Source organism: Vibrio sp. SSH13-20 (assembly GCF_040104475.1).
GTDB lineage: Bacteria > Pseudomonadota > Gammaproteobacteria > Enterobacterales > Vibrionaceae > Vibrio > Vibrio harveyi.
The window spans coordinates 282,367-298,109 of the sequence record NZ_JBECOU010000006.1; the positions used below are offsets into that span (position 1 = coordinate 282,367).

The following is a 15,743-nucleotide window of genomic DNA, read 5'->3' on the forward strand; positions in this document are numbered from 1 at the left end:
GTTTGTATTCAATTCTATTCAATCTTACGCCAAGGTTGCCAATTGGCTTTGCGCGTCTGAAATGCCTTTCGCTGCTGCGTCTTCGCCCATGTTTAGCGCTTCTGCGTAAACAAACTCCACATCCGTGATACCAACAAAGCCCAATACTGTGCGTAGGTACGGTGTCATGCTGTCGGTTGGTGAGTCTTTATGAAGACCGCCACGGGTGGTGACTACGATTGCTTTCTTACCTTCAATCAAACCTTGAACGCCATTTTCTGTGTATTTGAATGTCACGCCTGCACGAGCAATCAAATCAATCCAGTTTTTAAGCTGAGTTGGAATCGTAAAGTTGTACATTGGTGCTGCGATAACCAAAGTATCTGCTGCTTTGATTTCTTCAATTAAGGTATCAGATAGGTCAACCACCACTTGTTGTTCTTGTGAAAGATCTTCTGTTGCGCGAAGTGCTGTTGCAACTGAAAAGTCTAAAACTGGCAGTGGATTTGCAGCTAAGTCACGAACAGTTAGCTTATCTTGGTCTACATTTTTGATGAAGTCTTCAACCAGTTTGTTTGATTGAGAGTAATCGCCAAGGATGCTTGATTTAAGAGCTAGTACACGAGACATATGGATTTCCTTTAATAAGTGCTTTCGGCTATGTGATGCATTATAGGCAATGCTCAGCGACTCAAAACCCGATGGATTCGCTTAAGTTGTTCGAAAAAATTGAATGATTGCCGGATGCTGCTTTCCGTTATCTTGTTCTAGCCCATATGTGCTACAATCCGCGCAGTTTTATGTAATGAAAAGAATAGGAAACGCTTTGACTTCGTCACAGCCCCCAAAAAAGAATCCCGCTGAAGAGCAAGCGACACCGTCAAATGGTGCGCAAAATGCCAAAGCGAAGCAGGCTAATGCATCTCAAGCACAAGCTTCTCAGAATGCTGCGCCTCAGGCTCAAGTAAATAACGCGGCGTCACTGCGCAAGGCACTTAACCAGTGCATGATGCGTGACCGCTTCCGCTTGAGTAAACGAATCTCTGGTGCAAGCAAAATCAAAAAAGACGCAGCACGTAACGCTGTGTTTGATGAAATCGCATTAGACATCGCCAAATCCATGATGATTGTGGAGCAACGTAGTAGCTACAAACCAACGATTGAATACCCTGAAATCCTGCCAGTCAGCCAAAAACGCGACGACATTGCGAAAGCGATCGAAGAAAACCAAGTGGTTATCGTTGCAGGTGAGACCGGTTCAGGTAAAACCACTCAGCTACCAAAAATCTGTGCTGAGCTTGGTCGTGGTAAATTCGGTCTGATTGGTCATACTCAGCCTCGTCGTCTTGCGGCGCGTTCGGTTGCGAACCGTATTGCTGAAGAGATGGAAACCAAGCTTGGTGAGTTTGTTGGTTACAAGGTTCGATTCAACGATCAGATTTCTGAAAATACCCAAATCAAATTGATGACGGACGGTATCTTGCTGGCTGAAATTCAGCATGACCGTTTCTTGAATCAATATGACACCATCATTATCGATGAAGCGCACGAGCGCAGCCTTAACATCGATTTCATCTTGGGTTACTTGAAAGAGTTGCTGCCACGTCGTCCTGATCTGAAAGTGATCATCACGTCGGCAACCATCGACCCTGAGCGTTTTTCAAAACACTTCAACAATGCCCCAATCATTGAAGTGTCAGGTCGTACTTACCCAGTAGAAACGCGTTACCGCCCACTAAGTGGTGATGACGATAATGATCGTGACCAACTTGAAGGTATCTTCGAAGCGGTAGACGAACTGTGCGATGAGGGCTTAGGTGACATCCTGATCTTCATGAACGGTGAGCGTGAAATCCGTGATACCGCTGATGCACTGTCTAAACGTAACCTGAAGAGCACGGAAATTGTGCCGCTTTACGCGCGTTTGTCGGCGGGTGAGCAGAACAAGATTTTCCAACCTCATGCTGGTCGTCGCATTGTACTGGCAACCAACGTAGCAGAAACCTCGTTGACGGTTCCGGGCATCAAGTACGTTATTGACCCAGGTACGGCACGTATCAGCCGATACAGTTACCGTACTAAGGTTCAGCGTCTTCCAATCGAGCCAGTTTCTCAGGCGAGTGCGAACCAGCGTAAAGGTCGTTGTGGTCGTGTGGAAGAGGGTATCTGTATCCGTCTGTACTCAGAGGAAGATTTTGAGTCACGTCCGGAGTTTACCGATCCTGAGATCCTGCGCACCAACCTAGCGTCGGTTATCTTGCAGATGACCGCACTTGGTCTGGGTGATATTCAAGCTTTCCCATTTGTAGAAGCGCCTGACAAACGTAACATTCAAGACGGTGTTCGCCTTCTAGAAGAGTTAGGGGCAATCAATTCTGATGCGAAAGAATCGAAGAAACGCCTAACCAGCATTGGTCGTCAACTTGCGCGTCTTCCTATCGACCCACGTCTAGCACGTATGGTATTGGAATCACCAAAGCAAGGCGCATTGAAAGAAGTGATGATCATTGCGGCGGCATTGTCGATTCAAGATCCGCGCGAGCGTCCAAGTGACAAGCAGCAATCATCAGATGACAAGCACAAACGTTTCTTCCATGAAGACTCAGATTTTCTGACGTTTGTGAACCTGTGGGATTACATCCAGAAGCAGCAAAAAGCGCTAACGGGCAACCAGTTCCGCAAGCAATGTAAACAAGATTACTTGAACTACTTGCGCGTGCGTGAGTGGCAAGATGTGTACTTCCAAATTCACCAATCGATGCGTGAAATGGAATTCAAACTGAACGATGAGCCTGCGTCTTACCATGGCGTACACAGCTCAATCTTGGTCGGTTTGTTGTCACACATCGGTATGAAAGACCAAGAGAAGAATGAATACCAAGGCGCGCGTAACGCTCGTTTCCATATCTTCCCTGCATCAGGTCTATTCAAGAAACAGCCTAAGTGGATCATGTCTGCTGAGTTGGTGGAAACCTCAAAACTTTGGGGTCGCATCATTGCTAAGATTCAGCCTGAGTGGATTGAACCATTAGCGAAGCACTTGATTAAGCGCAGTTACAGCGAGCCGCATTGGTCGAAGAAACGTGCAGCAGTCATGGCACACGAGAAAGTGATGCTTTACGGCGTGCCAATTGTACCGAAGCGTTTGGTGAACTACGGCAGTATCGATCCAACCGTCAGTCGTGAGCTTTTCATTCGTAGTGCGCTGGTGGAAGGTGAGTGGGAAACCAAACACGCGTTCTTCAAGCAAAACCGTAAGCTTCTTCAAGAAGTGGAAGAACTTGAACACAAATCTCGTCGTCGTGACATCTTGGTGGATGACGATGAACTGTTTGATTTCTACGACCAACGCGTTGGCACTGAAGTAGTCTCTGGTAAACACTTCGATACGTGGTGGAAGAAAGCATCGAGAGACAACAAAGAGCTGCTGAACTTCGAGAAAGAGATGCTGTTCAAGGGCGATGCAAGCCACGTTACCGACTTGGATTACCCGAACTTCTGGCATCAAAACAACCTGAAACTTAAGCTAAGCTACCAGTTTGAGCCGGGCGATGATAGTGACGGTGTGACGGTACACTTGCCGCTACCGATCTTGAACCAAGTCGAGCCTGCAGGTTTTGACTGGCAGATCCCAGGTCTGCGCCATGAGCTTGTAGTGAGCTTGATTAAATCGCTGCCGAAGACAGTGCGTAAGAACTTTGTTCCTGCGCCAAACTACGCCGATGCTTTCTTAGCGCGTGCAACACCAATGGAAGCGCCACTGCTTGACTCATTAGAGAAAGAGTTGCGCCGAATGACGGGTGTGGAAGTTCTGCGCGAAGATTGGAATATGGATCAAATTCCGGAGCACTTGAAGGTGACTTTCCGCGCGGTTGACCATAGAAATCGCAAGCTGAAGGAAAATAAAGACCTTCACGAATTGAAAGAGAGCTTGAAAGACAAAGTTCAAGAAACCCTTTCAAAAGTAGCGGATGACGACATCGAGCAAGAAGGTCTGCATACGTGGAGCTTTGGCGAACTACCTAAGGTATACCAACAAAAACGCGGTGGTTACGACGTTAAGGCGTACCCAGCGATTGTGGATGCCAAAGACAGTGTTGAAATCAAACTGTACGAGACCGAATACGAACAGGTCACGGCAATGCAAGCGGGTCAGCGTCGTCTGATCTTGTTGAACGTGCCGTCGCCAATTAAATACCTGCACTCTAACTTACCGAATAAGTCGAAGCTGGGTCTGTACTTTAACCCTTACGGTAAAGTATTGGATCTGATTGATGACTGTATCGCGTGTGGTGTCGATAAGCTTATCGAAGAGCAGGGCGGTTTGGTTTGGGAGCCAGAGAAGTTTGACGCACTGAAAGAACACGTTCGTGCTGAGCTTGGTGATACGGTGGTGGACATTGCACAGCAAGTGGAAACCATCCTGACGACCGCTTTCAATATCAATAAGAAGTTGAAAGGCAAGATCGATTTCACCATGGCGTTCGCATTATCGGACATCAAAGCACAAATCGAAGGATTGATCTTCAAAGGCTTCGCGACAGAGTGTGGCTGGAAACGCCTGCCAGATATTCTGCGTTACATGCGTGCGATTGAGCGTCGTATGGAGAAGCTGCCGATCGATCCAAACAAAGACCGTTTGCACATGCTGAAAGTGGAATCCGTTACGAGCGACTACAAAGAGCTGCTCAACAAAATTCCGAAAGGTATGGTGATTCCAGAGAACGTGAAAGAGATCCGTTGGATGATCGAAGAGCTTCGAGTGAGCTTCTTTGCTCAACAATTGGGCACGCCGTATCCGGTTTCTGATAAACGAGTCAAAAATGCGATTGATGCTTGCTGATCGATCAGTACAATAGCGGCAGTTTTTCTTGTGGGGTTTACTGACTAATCAATGGGTTGTCCAGTGACAGACGCGATTGGTACAGTAATTGCAGATATTTTCCCACAAGTGTTTTTAAGTCATAAGGGAGGCAATGGTTCGCCTCCTTTATGTTTGCAGTACCAACCTCTGCGTGACGCAGAAGTGGGTAATAATAAAGAGTAAAGGTTGATGATGAAGAAAACTCTATTGGCAGTAGCACTACTAAGTGCTTCTTCTGCAGCAATGGCAGATTCATGGATTTATGGTGGTGCTTCTGTAGGTCAGTCTGACTTCAAAGGTGAAACAGACACGTCTTACTCTGTGCACGTAGGTACAGGTATCCTGCCAATTATCGGTATCGAAGCGGGTATTACTCAGCACGGTGAATTCAAGATTGCAGGTCAAGAAACTAAGCTGACTTCATACTATGCAGCGCTTAAACCAAGCATCGACTTCGGTCCTCTGCACGTTTACGCGAAAGGCGGTATTCACCAGTGGGATAAGAAAGTATCTGGCGGCAAAGATGACGATGATCTAGATCTAATGTACGGTGTAGGTGCGGAATACTTCATTTTCGGTCCTATGTCTGTTGGTGCAAGCTACATGAACTACACAGCGGGCAAAGACGACATCGGTACGTTCTCTCTAAACGCGACACTGCACTTCCTATAATCGACGAGTCTTTCGAAGGTTTGATAAACACCGGCAATATGCCGGTGTTTTTTTGTCTGTAAATCACACAAATAGACATTGAACAAAAATTATTCGTTTCTTGTTCTTAAAACCTGCCACTTTTTGAATATAGTATTTACCTAGATACATAAGGAACGCGATGCAGTTCGCGTGATGTTCCGTTCAGGAATCGAACAGGAAAGGTATAACTATGAAAACAAAACTCTCGTTATTGGCTTTGGCGCTATGCTCAACATCTGCACTTGCTGACTCTTGGCTTTATGCTGGTGGTCAAATTGGTCAATCAGACATCGATAGCGAAAACGACACCACTTATGGCATTCATGTTGGTACGGGGATCTTGCCGCTGATTGGTATTGAAGTGGGCTATTTCAACCATGGCCAAGTGGATTTAAATCTTGCTGGTAACCGAGGTGATGTAGATTTCTCTTCTTTCTACTTAGCCGCAAAGCCAAGTATCGACTTTGGTCCTCTGCACGTTTACGCGAAAGGCGGTATCAACGCCTTTAACGTTGAATACAATGGCAACTTAAGCAACCTAGACAAAGACGACGGTGTGTCTTACATGTATGGTGTCGGCGCAGAGTACTTCTTGTTAGATAACATCTCTGTTGGGGCGAGCTATCAAGCTTTTGGTGTTGATATCAATGGTGACAGTGACACCGTAAGTAGTATCACGGGTAACGTGACTTTCCATTTCTTATAAGCGAAACAGTGGGAAGTGCTTCAACGTATTTGAAGGCTTAGAACGAAAAAAGCACGCTGTTACGTACATGAGTAACGGCGTGCTTTTTACTTAGTCCTGAATCGGATTTGGTCGACACTGTATGTTGGTCAGAGGAATAAACTTATCGCTCTTCTCGTAATACACTCCGCAATCTTCACCTCGTAGTTGCAACGTATATTGATCAGGCAACTCGGTTTCAGCTCCGTTCAATGACACACCTTGCTCATCCATTAATTGTCCAGATACGATCAAAAGATGAGAGTTGGTTTCAAACGTATTTGACGCGATCTTGGGTGGAACTTGATTGCCTTGAATCGTAGTTATTGCGCGCTGAATCTCCGATACTGTGTCACCAGAAGTCTTGATGCTCAATGCGTTCACCATATCATCGTTGTTACTTGATGATGAGCAACCCAATAGCATCACACTCATACCCGCTCCGGTAAGCAAGGTCATTGTTTTAGTTAATGTTGACATGAATAGCCTCTTGTCGAAGTGGATCAATCCCTTGATTAAGTGGAGTACCACCTAGCATTGGCATTGCTCTAGGAGCAGGAGCCACTGAAGGCGCAGCAGGGCAGTTACCTGTCGCCATATAGTTGAGAGCGGCAGAAAGCATACCTTCAGAGATATCGCCTAACGGTGCATTCATGTCATCTGCCACAACACAGCCTTCCACTTTGTCATCTATACCAATATTAGACGATACAAGATTTTTTGCCGTAGGGATGAAGCCATCTGCAAAATCACCAAAGCCTTTTGCGTTGATCGATTTAAACTGAATAGTGTAGTAAACGCTGCCACAGTTTGCTTCAGGAGAAAACCCGTAAGGTTTACCAGTGGTCGTTGTTCCGATTTGAATTACGTCGACATCGATACCACGAAGTGCGTTGATCAGAAGCTCACTGGAAGACGCTGTGTTGTCGGTGGTTAGGACATAAACACGTTTGGCGCTTAATGTCGGCAAAGATTTGCTTGTTAATCTGCCTGTCGCCCAGTTAATTTCTTTATCAACGAAATTGTAAACTTTACCGCCTTGACCTGACTTTGTGATTTTGTCGTTGTAAACCAATTGCCCAAAGACTTGATTCTGATTCGCCCCCGATAGCATGTAACCGACTTGTGCCGACTGCCAAATCAAACCGCCGCCGTTGTAACGTAAATCCATCACGACTTCGTCGACATTCGACGAAGACAGGCGATTAAACGCATTTATTAATGGTTGTTGAGCTGTTGCTTCGAATGCGTTGAACTGCATATAGCCAACCGTCTTATCTCCGTAGTTGAATACTTTAACGTTTTTAACCGGAGACGTTGCTACATCTTGCGCTTTGATGGTGACAACTTTCACAGCACCGTTCTTATCAAGAAACGTAAAGGTGTAGTCTTGATTGTTATTTGGAGAGAATAGGGTGTTGTTGATGTAATCAACGTCGGTTTGAAGTGGTGAATTAACCACGTCGACGTGATCAATCTTAATCAGTTTGTCGCCGCGCTCGACACCTTTAAGAGCGGCAGGAGAGTTGTCTTCGGTGTAGGCAATTTGAATATCTCGTGGCTCTGTCCCTTGAATAAACTTCCAATTAAAGCCAAACCCAGACACTAAACCAGATTGTTGAGATTTCATGAAAGCATCATAAGAACGAATGTAGTGAAAACGGTCTTTCTTTTGACCCGTTGCGGTTCTTGCTGGCGTTACTAGCGACTTAAAGTAATCGGAAACAGACGCATAGTTGCTTGGATTATTATCTGGAATTTCGTCATACCATAGATAGGTCTCGTGGCTGAAAGCGCGTAAGAACATTTTTTCGTACATGCTTGAGCCAGCTTGGTCCGGGTACGCTTTGCCTGTGTATGGATCAATCCCCGTCCTTACGTTATTACATTGATTGGCATAGCTACTTGCTGATTGAGAAAAATCGCCTGCTGTCCAAGCCGCGCTGCTGGCAGTTGTCGTGCCGTCTCCACCACCGCCACAACCCTGTAACAGTAAAATAGGGAGAGCTGCCAATACTGCTGTGTTTTTATACTTAAACATGGTTTCCCTTACATCTGTGTTAATTGTATACATAAGTCATTCGCGTTGAGCCAAGGATCTTGAGGTCGCTTGGATATAAACATTGACCTTGTATATAAATTCCTTTTACTGAGGCTTGAATGTATAAATAACTGGTTGCATACCGCAAATGGGAATCATCGCAATGTGGGGACGATCACACTCGTTTATGTTGGAAAATCAACGAGCTTCTGTGTGATACAGAAGCTGCTGAATGAAAGGGAGATCGTTATTCTGAGAGGCGGGTGGATGAATGACTCAGGGCGAAGTATAGAGTTCACTACCCATCAAGACATTCTGTCCAATTGGTACTGATATTTCTTTTCTAACGCTTCGTTTCCTGCTGCACGTTCGAGTTCTACCATGAGGCGAAGGGAAGGCTTTTTAACACCGTACATTTGGTTAAAGCGCATTAAGCGAATTCGCGCATCGGTGTAGTTGCCACTATCGATTTCAAGTTTAGCCAGTTGAAGAATAGACTTAGGACGGTGAGGGTCATGATCGATTGCGCGAGTGAAATAGTATTTCGCCTTTTCTACATCGTCTGACTTAAGCGCACAAAAACCGGCGTTCTCATAACTTGCAGGGATAAGGTAGTAATAAGGCTGCTCAATTGCACGATTAAACATTTTGTCAGCTTGTTTGTACTCCCCTTGTTTACAAAGGAATGTGCCGTAGTTATTGAGTACGTTTCCGTTCTTCGCGTTTTGGCGTAATGAGCGTTTGTACATTTGTTCCGCTTTGACATCTTCTCCGACAGTTTCGTAATAATGCGCCATAGAGAGTTGTGCACGGTAATAGCTAGGTGCATGGGTTAAGGCTTGTTGAAGGTTATCGTGAGCACGAATCATACTTCCGCTTTCAAGGTAACCTAGACCTAAAGCGATACGTGATTCAGCCATAGCAACAGGATCCGCTTTAACGACAGGGCTTTTACCGTCTTCATTTACGGTCACACATCCCATCAATCCCATCTGTATGACGAGAACTGCTGCACCAAGCTTTACGATTTTCATTTATTTTTCCTGCGTCCCTGTTCCACAGAGCATGATATGAATTACAGTGCAAAAGCCTAATGAGGAAAAATTACTATGCGATCAGGTTAGCAAACTGATACAAAAAAGCCGCCAGTTGGCGGCTTAGTTCACATTCTAATTCAGCGACTTAATCGTCTTTCGTAAATGCATCTTCACTGAAGTGGTCCAGATCATAAGGCGTTTGTTGGTAAACGCAGTAGTTAAGCCAGTTAGAGAATAGTAAGTGACCATGACTACGCCAACTCGCGCATGGCGGATTATCTGGATTGTTATTTGGGTAGTAATTGATTGGAATTGCAGGTTCCATGCCTTCACCCAGATCGCGAATGTACTCGTTATGAAGAGTATGGGAATCGTATTCAGGATGACCGGTCACAAAGACATTACGTTTGTCTTTGGTTGTTGCCAGATAAACGCCAGCAACATCAGATGTCGCGAGAATATCAAGATCAGTGTGCTCTTCTAAAAACTCCGGTGAAAAATCTGCATAGCGAGAGTGCGGCGCTAAAAATGTATCATCGAAGCCTCGTAAAAGAGGATGGTACTGGTGGTGAATGTTATGGTGATATACACCGGACAGTTTTTCTTTACGTGTTTTCTTTGGCAAGTTGTAGAGAAGCTTCAAACCAGCTTGCGCTGCCCAACACACGTAAAGAGTCGAAGTGACGTGGTCTTTTGCCCACTCCATAATGGTTTTCAAGTGGTCCCAATAGATGACGTCCTCGAACTGAACCAAGCCTAGCGGCGCTCCCGTGATGATAAGACCATCGAAGTTTTTACCTTTTACCATCTCAAACTGGCGGTAGAAGGTATCAAGGTGTTCAGTCGGTGTATTCTTGCTTGGACGATTGTCGATTCGAAGTAGCTCAACATTAACTTGCAAAGGGCTATTGGAAAGTAGGCGAAGAAACTGCGTTTCGGTCTCAATCTTTTTTGGCATCAAATTGAGAATAAGCACTCGCAATGGACGGATTTCCTGACTCGCCGCTCGACTCTCGCTCATCACAAAGATGTTTTCTGTCCTTAATACATCACTAGCGGGTAATTGATCTGGAATTCTAATTGGCACGGCTTTCTCTCCCTAAGCTTAACTTTTTAGACGTCTATACTTCTAAAGCTAACGTAATTGCTTGCGGATGTCGACATGAAATGTGACTTTGAACGGGATTTCTTTTCATATGGCTCAATCTCAGCAGAAGCTTGCGTTGTAAACCCAAGTGACTCGTTGCCGATTCTTGATTTAGACCCACTAGACCTTTAAATCGCCGCCGCATCTACAAACCAAGTCATTCTCGCGAAACCTAGCATTTAGAGATTACTTGGGTATACATCTGAGCGACGACAAGAAATCGATAACTCATCTTGATACATCTAATGGCGAATAATAAGACACGCTATGTTCCATGACTGCCGATGAAATTTAGCTTAGTGCTGTCAGGTCATGTCGATAAGAAAACACAAACTACCAACTGTGATTGCTGCAAGATTTCTGAATACATTTTTGTGAAACACAGAGCGTAGAGTTTGAAGGCAATTATGAGATCGAGTTAGTATAATTTTTGAACCCTAATACTAAAAACACGAAAGGGTTCACCAACTCGTGCTTATGTACACAGTTTGGATAATCATCGTCAGCGGAGGATATCATGTTCGGTATTTTTAAGAGAAAAGAGACCATTCAGAGCATCGCACATCAAGTTCCTAATGTTTTACTTAGAGAGTTTGGCGATAAGAACAGCTACTCACCAGATGAAGTTGATAAGGCGCTATTAGAGCTAGGTCATGAGAAACATCGAGATATGACGCGCTATCAATATGCGTATGGGATGTTTACTAGTCTCGCGAGTTACGAGCAGTTGGGCTTAACGCAAGAGCTCGGTAATTATGGGCACTTCCAACGCGAAGTCGGTAAAATGTTGTTGAATACACCAGAACCTATCGATATGCATATTTACTTTGAGCTTGCTCAACAACATCACTTAAGTGGCGGTCAAGCCAATGTTGGTAATGAAGCCAATGTCGTCGATAGTGTTGATGGCGGTTATTAGTGCGATCATTTCAAATTCATTTCCTTGCAGGCTTTCCACACCATTCAGAGCAGAGCTAATAGCGGTATTTCGATGAGCGGGCACAAAGTTCCGAGTGTTACGCTCACTCAAGTTCGTTAGAAGGTACCGTCAAAAGTCCGTAATCTCCTTTTTTAGCTAGCGTATTTTTAGTTTTTCATGCGTGTCTGTGTGCATATTTTGACGTTGGTCAAAAATGTGCCAGTTTCTCCCTCGCTTATATTCATCTTGTCCAATACTAATCTGAAGTTGGCTTTCAGTTTTGGAACAAAGATCATGGAGAGGGATATGCAAAGGTGGCTTAGCGCACTCACACTCGCGGGATTAGCGGGATGCAGTTTGTCTAATGAGATTTATATGGAAGGACGAACTCTTTACTTTAACGGTGAGATTACAGCAGAGAAAGTAGCAGAGGCAATTGAGTTAGCAAATGTTCAACCAAATGGTGTGGTTGCCATGATGATTGACAGTGACTCTGGTGAATATCGTCCTGCTATGGAACTTGGACGCTGGGTTTATACCAACCAAGTCCATTTGATCGTCAATGGTACATGTGCGTCTGCCTGTGCGAATTATGTATTAACCGCAGCACCGAGCACCTTAGTGATGAAAGGCTCTGATGTACTTTGGTTTGGCGGTGCCATGCAAGATGAATGGGATGTCGATGGCTTTGATCAGAAAGAGCTTGAGCAATGGCAACAGTCGCTCAGCTTATGGCGTCAACATGAGGACGCGTTTTTTGCCTTGGTTGATGTTAACCCTAAGATCACCATGTTTGGTCATATGAATAAACGCGAGAAATTACACAAAGCAGGGTGTGATATCGACGATGCGGCGTGGATGTACCATATTGATGATATGCAAAAGCTTGGACTGAATAATATCGTTTATGCAGACCCAGACGCTTTGATCACAGCACGGAAAGATACACCTGGTTGCGTCATCAATTTGGAAGATTCTGACTTTTGAGTGTGATTATTACACCTGCGTAAATGTGAGTTGCATCACTTTTTATAGCGCGCTGACGGATTTTGATTATAATGCGCCGCTCAGAGATTCGATATGTCATCGAGTTCAGGTTAATTGAGCGTTGATTGCCTTATGTTCAAAATGCTTGTTTCTATGCCTCCATTGGTTGCGTTGTCTATTGCTATCGTGTGTGAGGTGATTGCAACTTCTTCTATCCCTAAAACTGAACAATTTACCAAGTTGATGCCAAGTACCGTGGTTATTATCGGTTATGGCATCGCTTTCTTTCTATTGTCTGTCACTGTGAAAAGTATGCCTGTTGGTCTTGTGTACGCAATTTGGAGTGGGGCAGGGATTGTTCTTGTTGCTGCGGTTGGCTACTTCCTATACGGACAAAAGCTCGATCTTGCAGCTATCGTCGGTATTGGTTTCATTCTTACTGGCGTAATGATTGTGAACTTGCTGTCTAAGACGGTCGGTCACTAATCCAAAAGTTTATCAATAAAAAGCCGCGAATCATTCGCGGCTTTTTGTTATCTGAAGAAACACTTTTTTGCTATCTAAAGAAACATTGATCAGATTAATTCGCCATCGCTTCAATCAATTGACCTTGTTGGCGACGCTTACGGTTGCGGTACATCACCGCTGCAATTGCTGGCAAGCTGAAGGCGATAAAGCCAAGAATCAAAGCGTAAGCACCAGTTTGAGCACTAATGCCTGCTGGTACATCGAATGAAACGAAGATAGTTACTAAGCAACTGACCAAGCCAAGTGTTGCGACTAACATCATACCGAACTTGCCGCCAGGCACGCGGAATGGACGTTCAATATCTGCATGTTTACGGCGTGATACCAAGAAGCTTACGAAGATACAGATGTACATCACCATGTAGAGCTGAGTCATTAGAATATTCAATAGCCACATGCCTTGGTTCACGTTTGGTACCAAGATAAACACCAAAGAAAGCACACTCACAATCGCACCTTGTAGCAAAAGAAGTGGAACCGGCGCTTGGTTCTTATTTTCTTTTGATAGCGTCAGTGGCATGAAGTGGTCTTTTGCGGCGACGTGTAGGCTCTTGGTTGGTGCAATGATCCAGTTGTTTAGGCTCGCTAAGCTGCCAAACACAATGGCAAGTGCGATAACTGGCAGCATGAATGACATGTTCAAATCATCAAAGAACGCTTTGAATGCCAGAATTACGCCCTCGCTCAAGCTGGAATGATCGCTCGATACTACGGAAGAGATGGAAAGTGAGCATGCAGTCAAAGAGACTAAAATCAACACAGTTGAAGCAATCAGCGCCTTAGGGTAAGTCTTTTGCGGATTGTCGACTTCACTTGCGTAAGACGTAGTTATCTCAAGTCCTGTTAGAGAAAGCACAACTGCTGTAAAGCCTGCACCAATACCATCTTGCGAGAAATCCGGTAGCCAGTCAGACGCATGACGAAGGGAGATATGCGATTCACTAGGGTTGGTATAAGCCCAGTAGCCGCCCAAGCCGATGATCAGTAGGATAGGGAAGATAAGCCCCAAAGTGCCAAACACATTGGTGATGAGCGAAGACAAACGCAAACCAAAGATGTTGACCAAGGTCAGAGCCCAGAAAATCACGTTAATCATGATCAACATAAAGATGTTGTTTTGTGCCAGTTTAGGGAAGAAAGGATACGCGCCAGTCGCGACGATGAATGAAATGAGCGGTGGGTAGTACACAATGTTCTCGGCATACTGATACCACACGGTCGCAAAACCAAAGTTTGGACCTAACGTCTCTTTACCCCATAAATACACACCGCCTTGTTGCGGATAAGTGGTACTCAATTCTGCACAAACTAATGCGGTTGGAACGAAGAAGCAAAGACCAGCCAATAGAAAGAAAGAGATGGCGTGACTACCAAATAAGGCGGCACCCGGAATGTTCCTTATACTGTCGACGGACGTAACCGTAATCATGATGACAGAAAAGACACTGAGTTTGACGGCGGATTTGGCGATATTGCTCATTCGATACCTTTAATGATTGAGCCACGAGTTCTGGATGCGAACCCGCGTGCTACAAGTAAGACCGGCGTATTGTAGGGCTGCAAGAATCTGTGGGTATATAGCCAAAAATGGTATGTATTTACCCAAAAATGAACCGAAATCTCAGTGGCTTAATCGTAATCAATTTAATCGTTTGCTCTGGTCAAAAAACACAAAATTGAGTTAAAAAATGCATATTAATAAATGTGTTTATAGCGAATTATTTATTACCGAAAATATGGAAATTTAGCGGATTTTTGCCAATGTTTGACTCTCACCTTGGGGGAAGGTCTAGATTGGATACGACCAACAAGTTGTACAAGATGGAGAAAATGATGGGATGTTGCAATCAAGCACCAAAAGGTGGCACCGGAAAACTATCGTATTTATTAGGTTTAGTCGCAGCACTGTTTGTTGTGATCTTATTGTTGGCTGCGGTATTTGGCTAACATAAAAAGACACCGAACGTACGTTGTTGAACCAAGTCGTGCTCTTTAAATAAGCACTTCGAGGGGCTTAGGTGTAAGTTAAAACGGTATAAAATAAAAAACACGCCAAAGAGCGTGTTTTTGTTCGTTCAGAAAAACTCGTTGTGTCTAAAACCGAGTATTTGCTAACCCTACGCCGAAAGAGATAAATAATGCACCGCTAACGTAGTTCAACCACTTGCTGGTTTTCGAAGAAGTAAGCAGCACTTTCAATTTCGTTGCGAAGAAAATTACGAATAAATACCAACTTGCCACAATACCTGCTTGCAGTGTTCCTAGAATCATACTCTGCTCAAGAATATGTTCTGGTTGTACAAACTGTGGGAAAATCGACAGATAAAATAGCACGATCTTCGGGTTAAGAAGGTTAGTGAGTAATCCTTTCACAAAGGCTTGTTTAAGAGTTTGTTCTTCAACTTTACGATCGAGCTTTAACTTCTGGTCAGCCAGTTTAAGACCGCTTTTTAGGTTGTTGATCCCCAACCAAACCAAATACGCAACGCCCATCCATTTAAGAATGTTGAACGCCAATGCCGATTGAGAAAGCAGCAAGCTCAACCCTTTTGCGGATACAAACGCATGAATCATAAAGCCAAGTGCCACACCAAGGATGTTAGCAATGGCAAAGCGGCGGCTCTGCGTCAGTGCAGTAAACAGTATCAACAAGGCATTGGGACCTGGAATTATCGCTAGAAAGAAAACAATTCCGCCGAAAGCCAACAAGGTATCGAGGTTCATGGTTATTCCAATAGAAAGGTTACACGCTGTTTATACACCTGCTTGTGTTTAAAAACAAACGACTATACCCAAGTAACTTCAAGATGCAGGATTCAGAGCG

14 protein-coding genes are annotated in these 15,743 nt (G+C 44.5%); 7 read left to right on the top strand and 7 right to left on the bottom strand.

The genetic code is table 11. The features are described 5' to 3' along the window. Positions 1 to 24: 24 nt before the first annotated feature. Entirely contained in the window at positions 25 to 609 is a 585-nt protein-coding gene (locus tag ABMY42_RS18645; protein ID WP_038872312.1) for an FMN-dependent NADH-azoreductase, read from the bottom strand. Positions 610 to 805: 196 nt separating this feature from the next. On the opposite strand from ABMY42_RS18645, the gene hrpA reads away from it, so the two are divergent. From hrpA to ABMY42_RS18660, 3 genes are all read left to right on the top strand, one after another. After that, positions 806 to 4,822 carry an ATP-dependent RNA helicase HrpA gene (gene hrpA, locus ABMY42_RS18650; RefSeq protein ID WP_349266620.1) on the top strand — a complete coding sequence of 1,339 codons (4,017 nt, stop codon included), beginning with the start codon at positions 806 to 808 and terminating at the stop codon, positions 4,820 to 4,822. A gap of 213 nt (positions 4,823 to 5,035) precedes the next feature. Beyond that, positions 5,036 to 5,515 (top strand): outer membrane beta-barrel protein, encoded by a 480-nt coding sequence (locus tag ABMY42_RS18655; protein ID WP_005451857.1) that lies wholly within the window; start codon positions 5,036 to 5,038, stop codon positions 5,513 to 5,515. Between the two features lie 211 nt (positions 5,516 to 5,726). Further along, positions 5,727 to 6,242, top strand: coding sequence for an outer membrane beta-barrel protein (locus ABMY42_RS18660; protein WP_349266621.1), 516 nt, complete (start codon positions 5,727 to 5,729; stop codon positions 6,240 to 6,242). A 90-nt stretch (positions 6,243 to 6,332) separates the two neighbouring features. Here the strand turns inward: ABMY42_RS18660 and ABMY42_RS18665 are convergent, their stop codons facing one another. From ABMY42_RS18665 to metA, 4 genes are all read right to left on the bottom strand, one after another. Beyond that, complete coding sequence (locus ABMY42_RS18665; protein WP_009698055.1) at positions 6,333 to 6,740, bottom strand: hypothetical protein; 408 nt, start codon at positions 6,738 to 6,740, stop codon at positions 6,333 to 6,335. Further along, positions 6,724 to 8,301 carry a S41 family peptidase gene (locus ABMY42_RS18670; protein ID WP_349266622.1) on the bottom strand — a complete coding sequence of 526 codons (1,578 nt, stop codon included), beginning with the start codon at positions 8,299 to 8,301 and terminating at the stop codon, positions 6,724 to 6,726. The genes ABMY42_RS18665 and ABMY42_RS18670 overlap by 17 nt, the downstream gene beginning before the upstream one ends. A 305-nt stretch (positions 8,302 to 8,606) precedes the next feature. Then, the gene (gene pilW / locus ABMY42_RS18675) at positions 8,607 to 9,335 is read right to left on the bottom strand and encodes a type IV pilus biogenesis/stability protein PilW (protein WP_009698053.1); all 729 of its coding nucleotides are present in this window, start codon (positions 9,333 to 9,335) and stop codon (positions 8,607 to 8,609) included. 148 nt (positions 9,336 to 9,483) lie between these two features. Beyond that, the gene (gene metA / locus ABMY42_RS18680) at positions 9,484 to 10,425 is read right to left on the bottom strand and encodes a homoserine O-succinyltransferase (RefSeq protein ID WP_005451864.1); all 942 of its coding nucleotides are present in this window, start codon (positions 10,423 to 10,425) and stop codon (positions 9,484 to 9,486) included. A 577-nt stretch (positions 10,426 to 11,002) separates the two neighbouring features. Between metA and ABMY42_RS18685 the strand changes: the two genes are divergently transcribed. From ABMY42_RS18685 to ABMY42_RS18695, 3 genes are all read left to right on the top strand, one after another. Then, on the top strand, positions 11,003 to 11,404 hold the full coding sequence (locus ABMY42_RS18685) for a hypothetical protein (RefSeq protein ID WP_009698050.1): 402 nt from the start codon (positions 11,003 to 11,005) through the stop codon (positions 11,402 to 11,404). A 306-nt stretch (positions 11,405 to 11,710) separates the two neighbouring features. Beyond that, positions 11,711 to 12,391, top strand: a complete 681-nt coding sequence (locus ABMY42_RS18690; RefSeq protein ID WP_281187660.1) for a hypothetical protein — start codon at positions 11,711 to 11,713, stop codon at positions 12,389 to 12,391. A 132-nt stretch (positions 12,392 to 12,523) separates the two neighbouring features. After that, on the top strand, positions 12,524 to 12,877 hold the full coding sequence (locus ABMY42_RS18695) for an SMR family transporter (RefSeq protein WP_009701012.1): 354 nt from the start codon (positions 12,524 to 12,526) through the stop codon (positions 12,875 to 12,877). Positions 12,878 to 12,971: 94 nt separating this feature from the next. Here ABMY42_RS18695 and ABMY42_RS18700 read toward each other — a convergent pair whose 3' ends face one another. Next, positions 12,972 to 14,399, bottom strand: coding sequence for an APC family permease (locus tag ABMY42_RS18700; protein ID WP_349266623.1), 1,428 nt, complete (start codon positions 14,397 to 14,399; stop codon positions 12,972 to 12,974). 314 nt (positions 14,400 to 14,713) lie between these two features. Between ABMY42_RS18700 and ABMY42_RS18705 the strand changes: the two genes are divergently transcribed. Then, positions 14,714 to 14,866, top strand: coding sequence for a hypothetical protein (locus ABMY42_RS18705; protein ID WP_171904784.1), 153 nt, complete (start codon positions 14,714 to 14,716; stop codon positions 14,864 to 14,866). 147 nt (positions 14,867 to 15,013) lie between these two features. On the opposite strand, the gene ABMY42_RS18710 is transcribed toward ABMY42_RS18705, so the two are convergent. Further along, positions 15,014 to 15,643, bottom strand: a complete 630-nt coding sequence (locus ABMY42_RS18710) for a LysE family translocator (RefSeq protein ID WP_349266624.1) — start codon at positions 15,641 to 15,643, stop codon at positions 15,014 to 15,016. Positions 15,644 to 15,743 lie beyond the last annotated feature (100 nt).

Bases quoted from the DNA above. Each gene is read 5' to 3' on its own strand.
- ABMY42_RS18645 (WP_038872312.1), bottom strand. From the start codon at position 609: ATGTCTCGTGTACTAGCTCTTAAATCAAGCATCCTTGGCGATTACTCT.
- ABMY42_RS18655 (WP_005451857.1), top strand. From the start codon at position 5,036: ATGAAGAAAACTCTATTGGCAGTAGCACTACTAAGTGCTTCTTCTGCA.
- ABMY42_RS18660 (WP_349266621.1), top strand. From the start codon at position 5,727: ATGAAAACAAAACTCTCGTTATTGGCTTTGGCGCTATGCTCAACATCT.
- ABMY42_RS18665 (WP_009698055.1), bottom strand. From the start codon at position 6,740: ATGTCAACATTAACTAAAACAATGACCTTGCTTACCGGAGCGGGTATG.
- ABMY42_RS18670 (WP_349266622.1), bottom strand. From the start codon at position 8,301: ATGTTTAAGTATAAAAACACAGCAGTATTGGCAGCTCTCCCTATTTTA.
- pilW (WP_009698053.1), bottom strand. From the start codon at position 9,335: ATGAAAATCGTAAAGCTTGGTGCAGCAGTTCTCGTCATACAGATGGGA.
- ABMY42_RS18685 (WP_009698050.1), top strand. From the start codon at position 11,003: ATGTTCGGTATTTTTAAGAGAAAAGAGACCATTCAGAGCATCGCACAT.
- ABMY42_RS18690 (WP_281187660.1), top strand. From the start codon at position 11,711: ATGCAAAGGTGGCTTAGCGCACTCACACTCGCGGGATTAGCGGGATGC.
- ABMY42_RS18695 (WP_009701012.1), top strand. From the start codon at position 12,524: ATGTTCAAAATGCTTGTTTCTATGCCTCCATTGGTTGCGTTGTCTATT.
- ABMY42_RS18700 (WP_349266623.1), bottom strand. From the start codon at position 14,399: ATGAGCAATATCGCCAAATCCGCCGTCAAACTCAGTGTCTTTTCTGTC.
- ABMY42_RS18710 (WP_349266624.1), bottom strand. From the start codon at position 15,643: ATGAACCTCGATACCTTGTTGGCTTTCGGCGGAATTGTTTTCTTTCTA.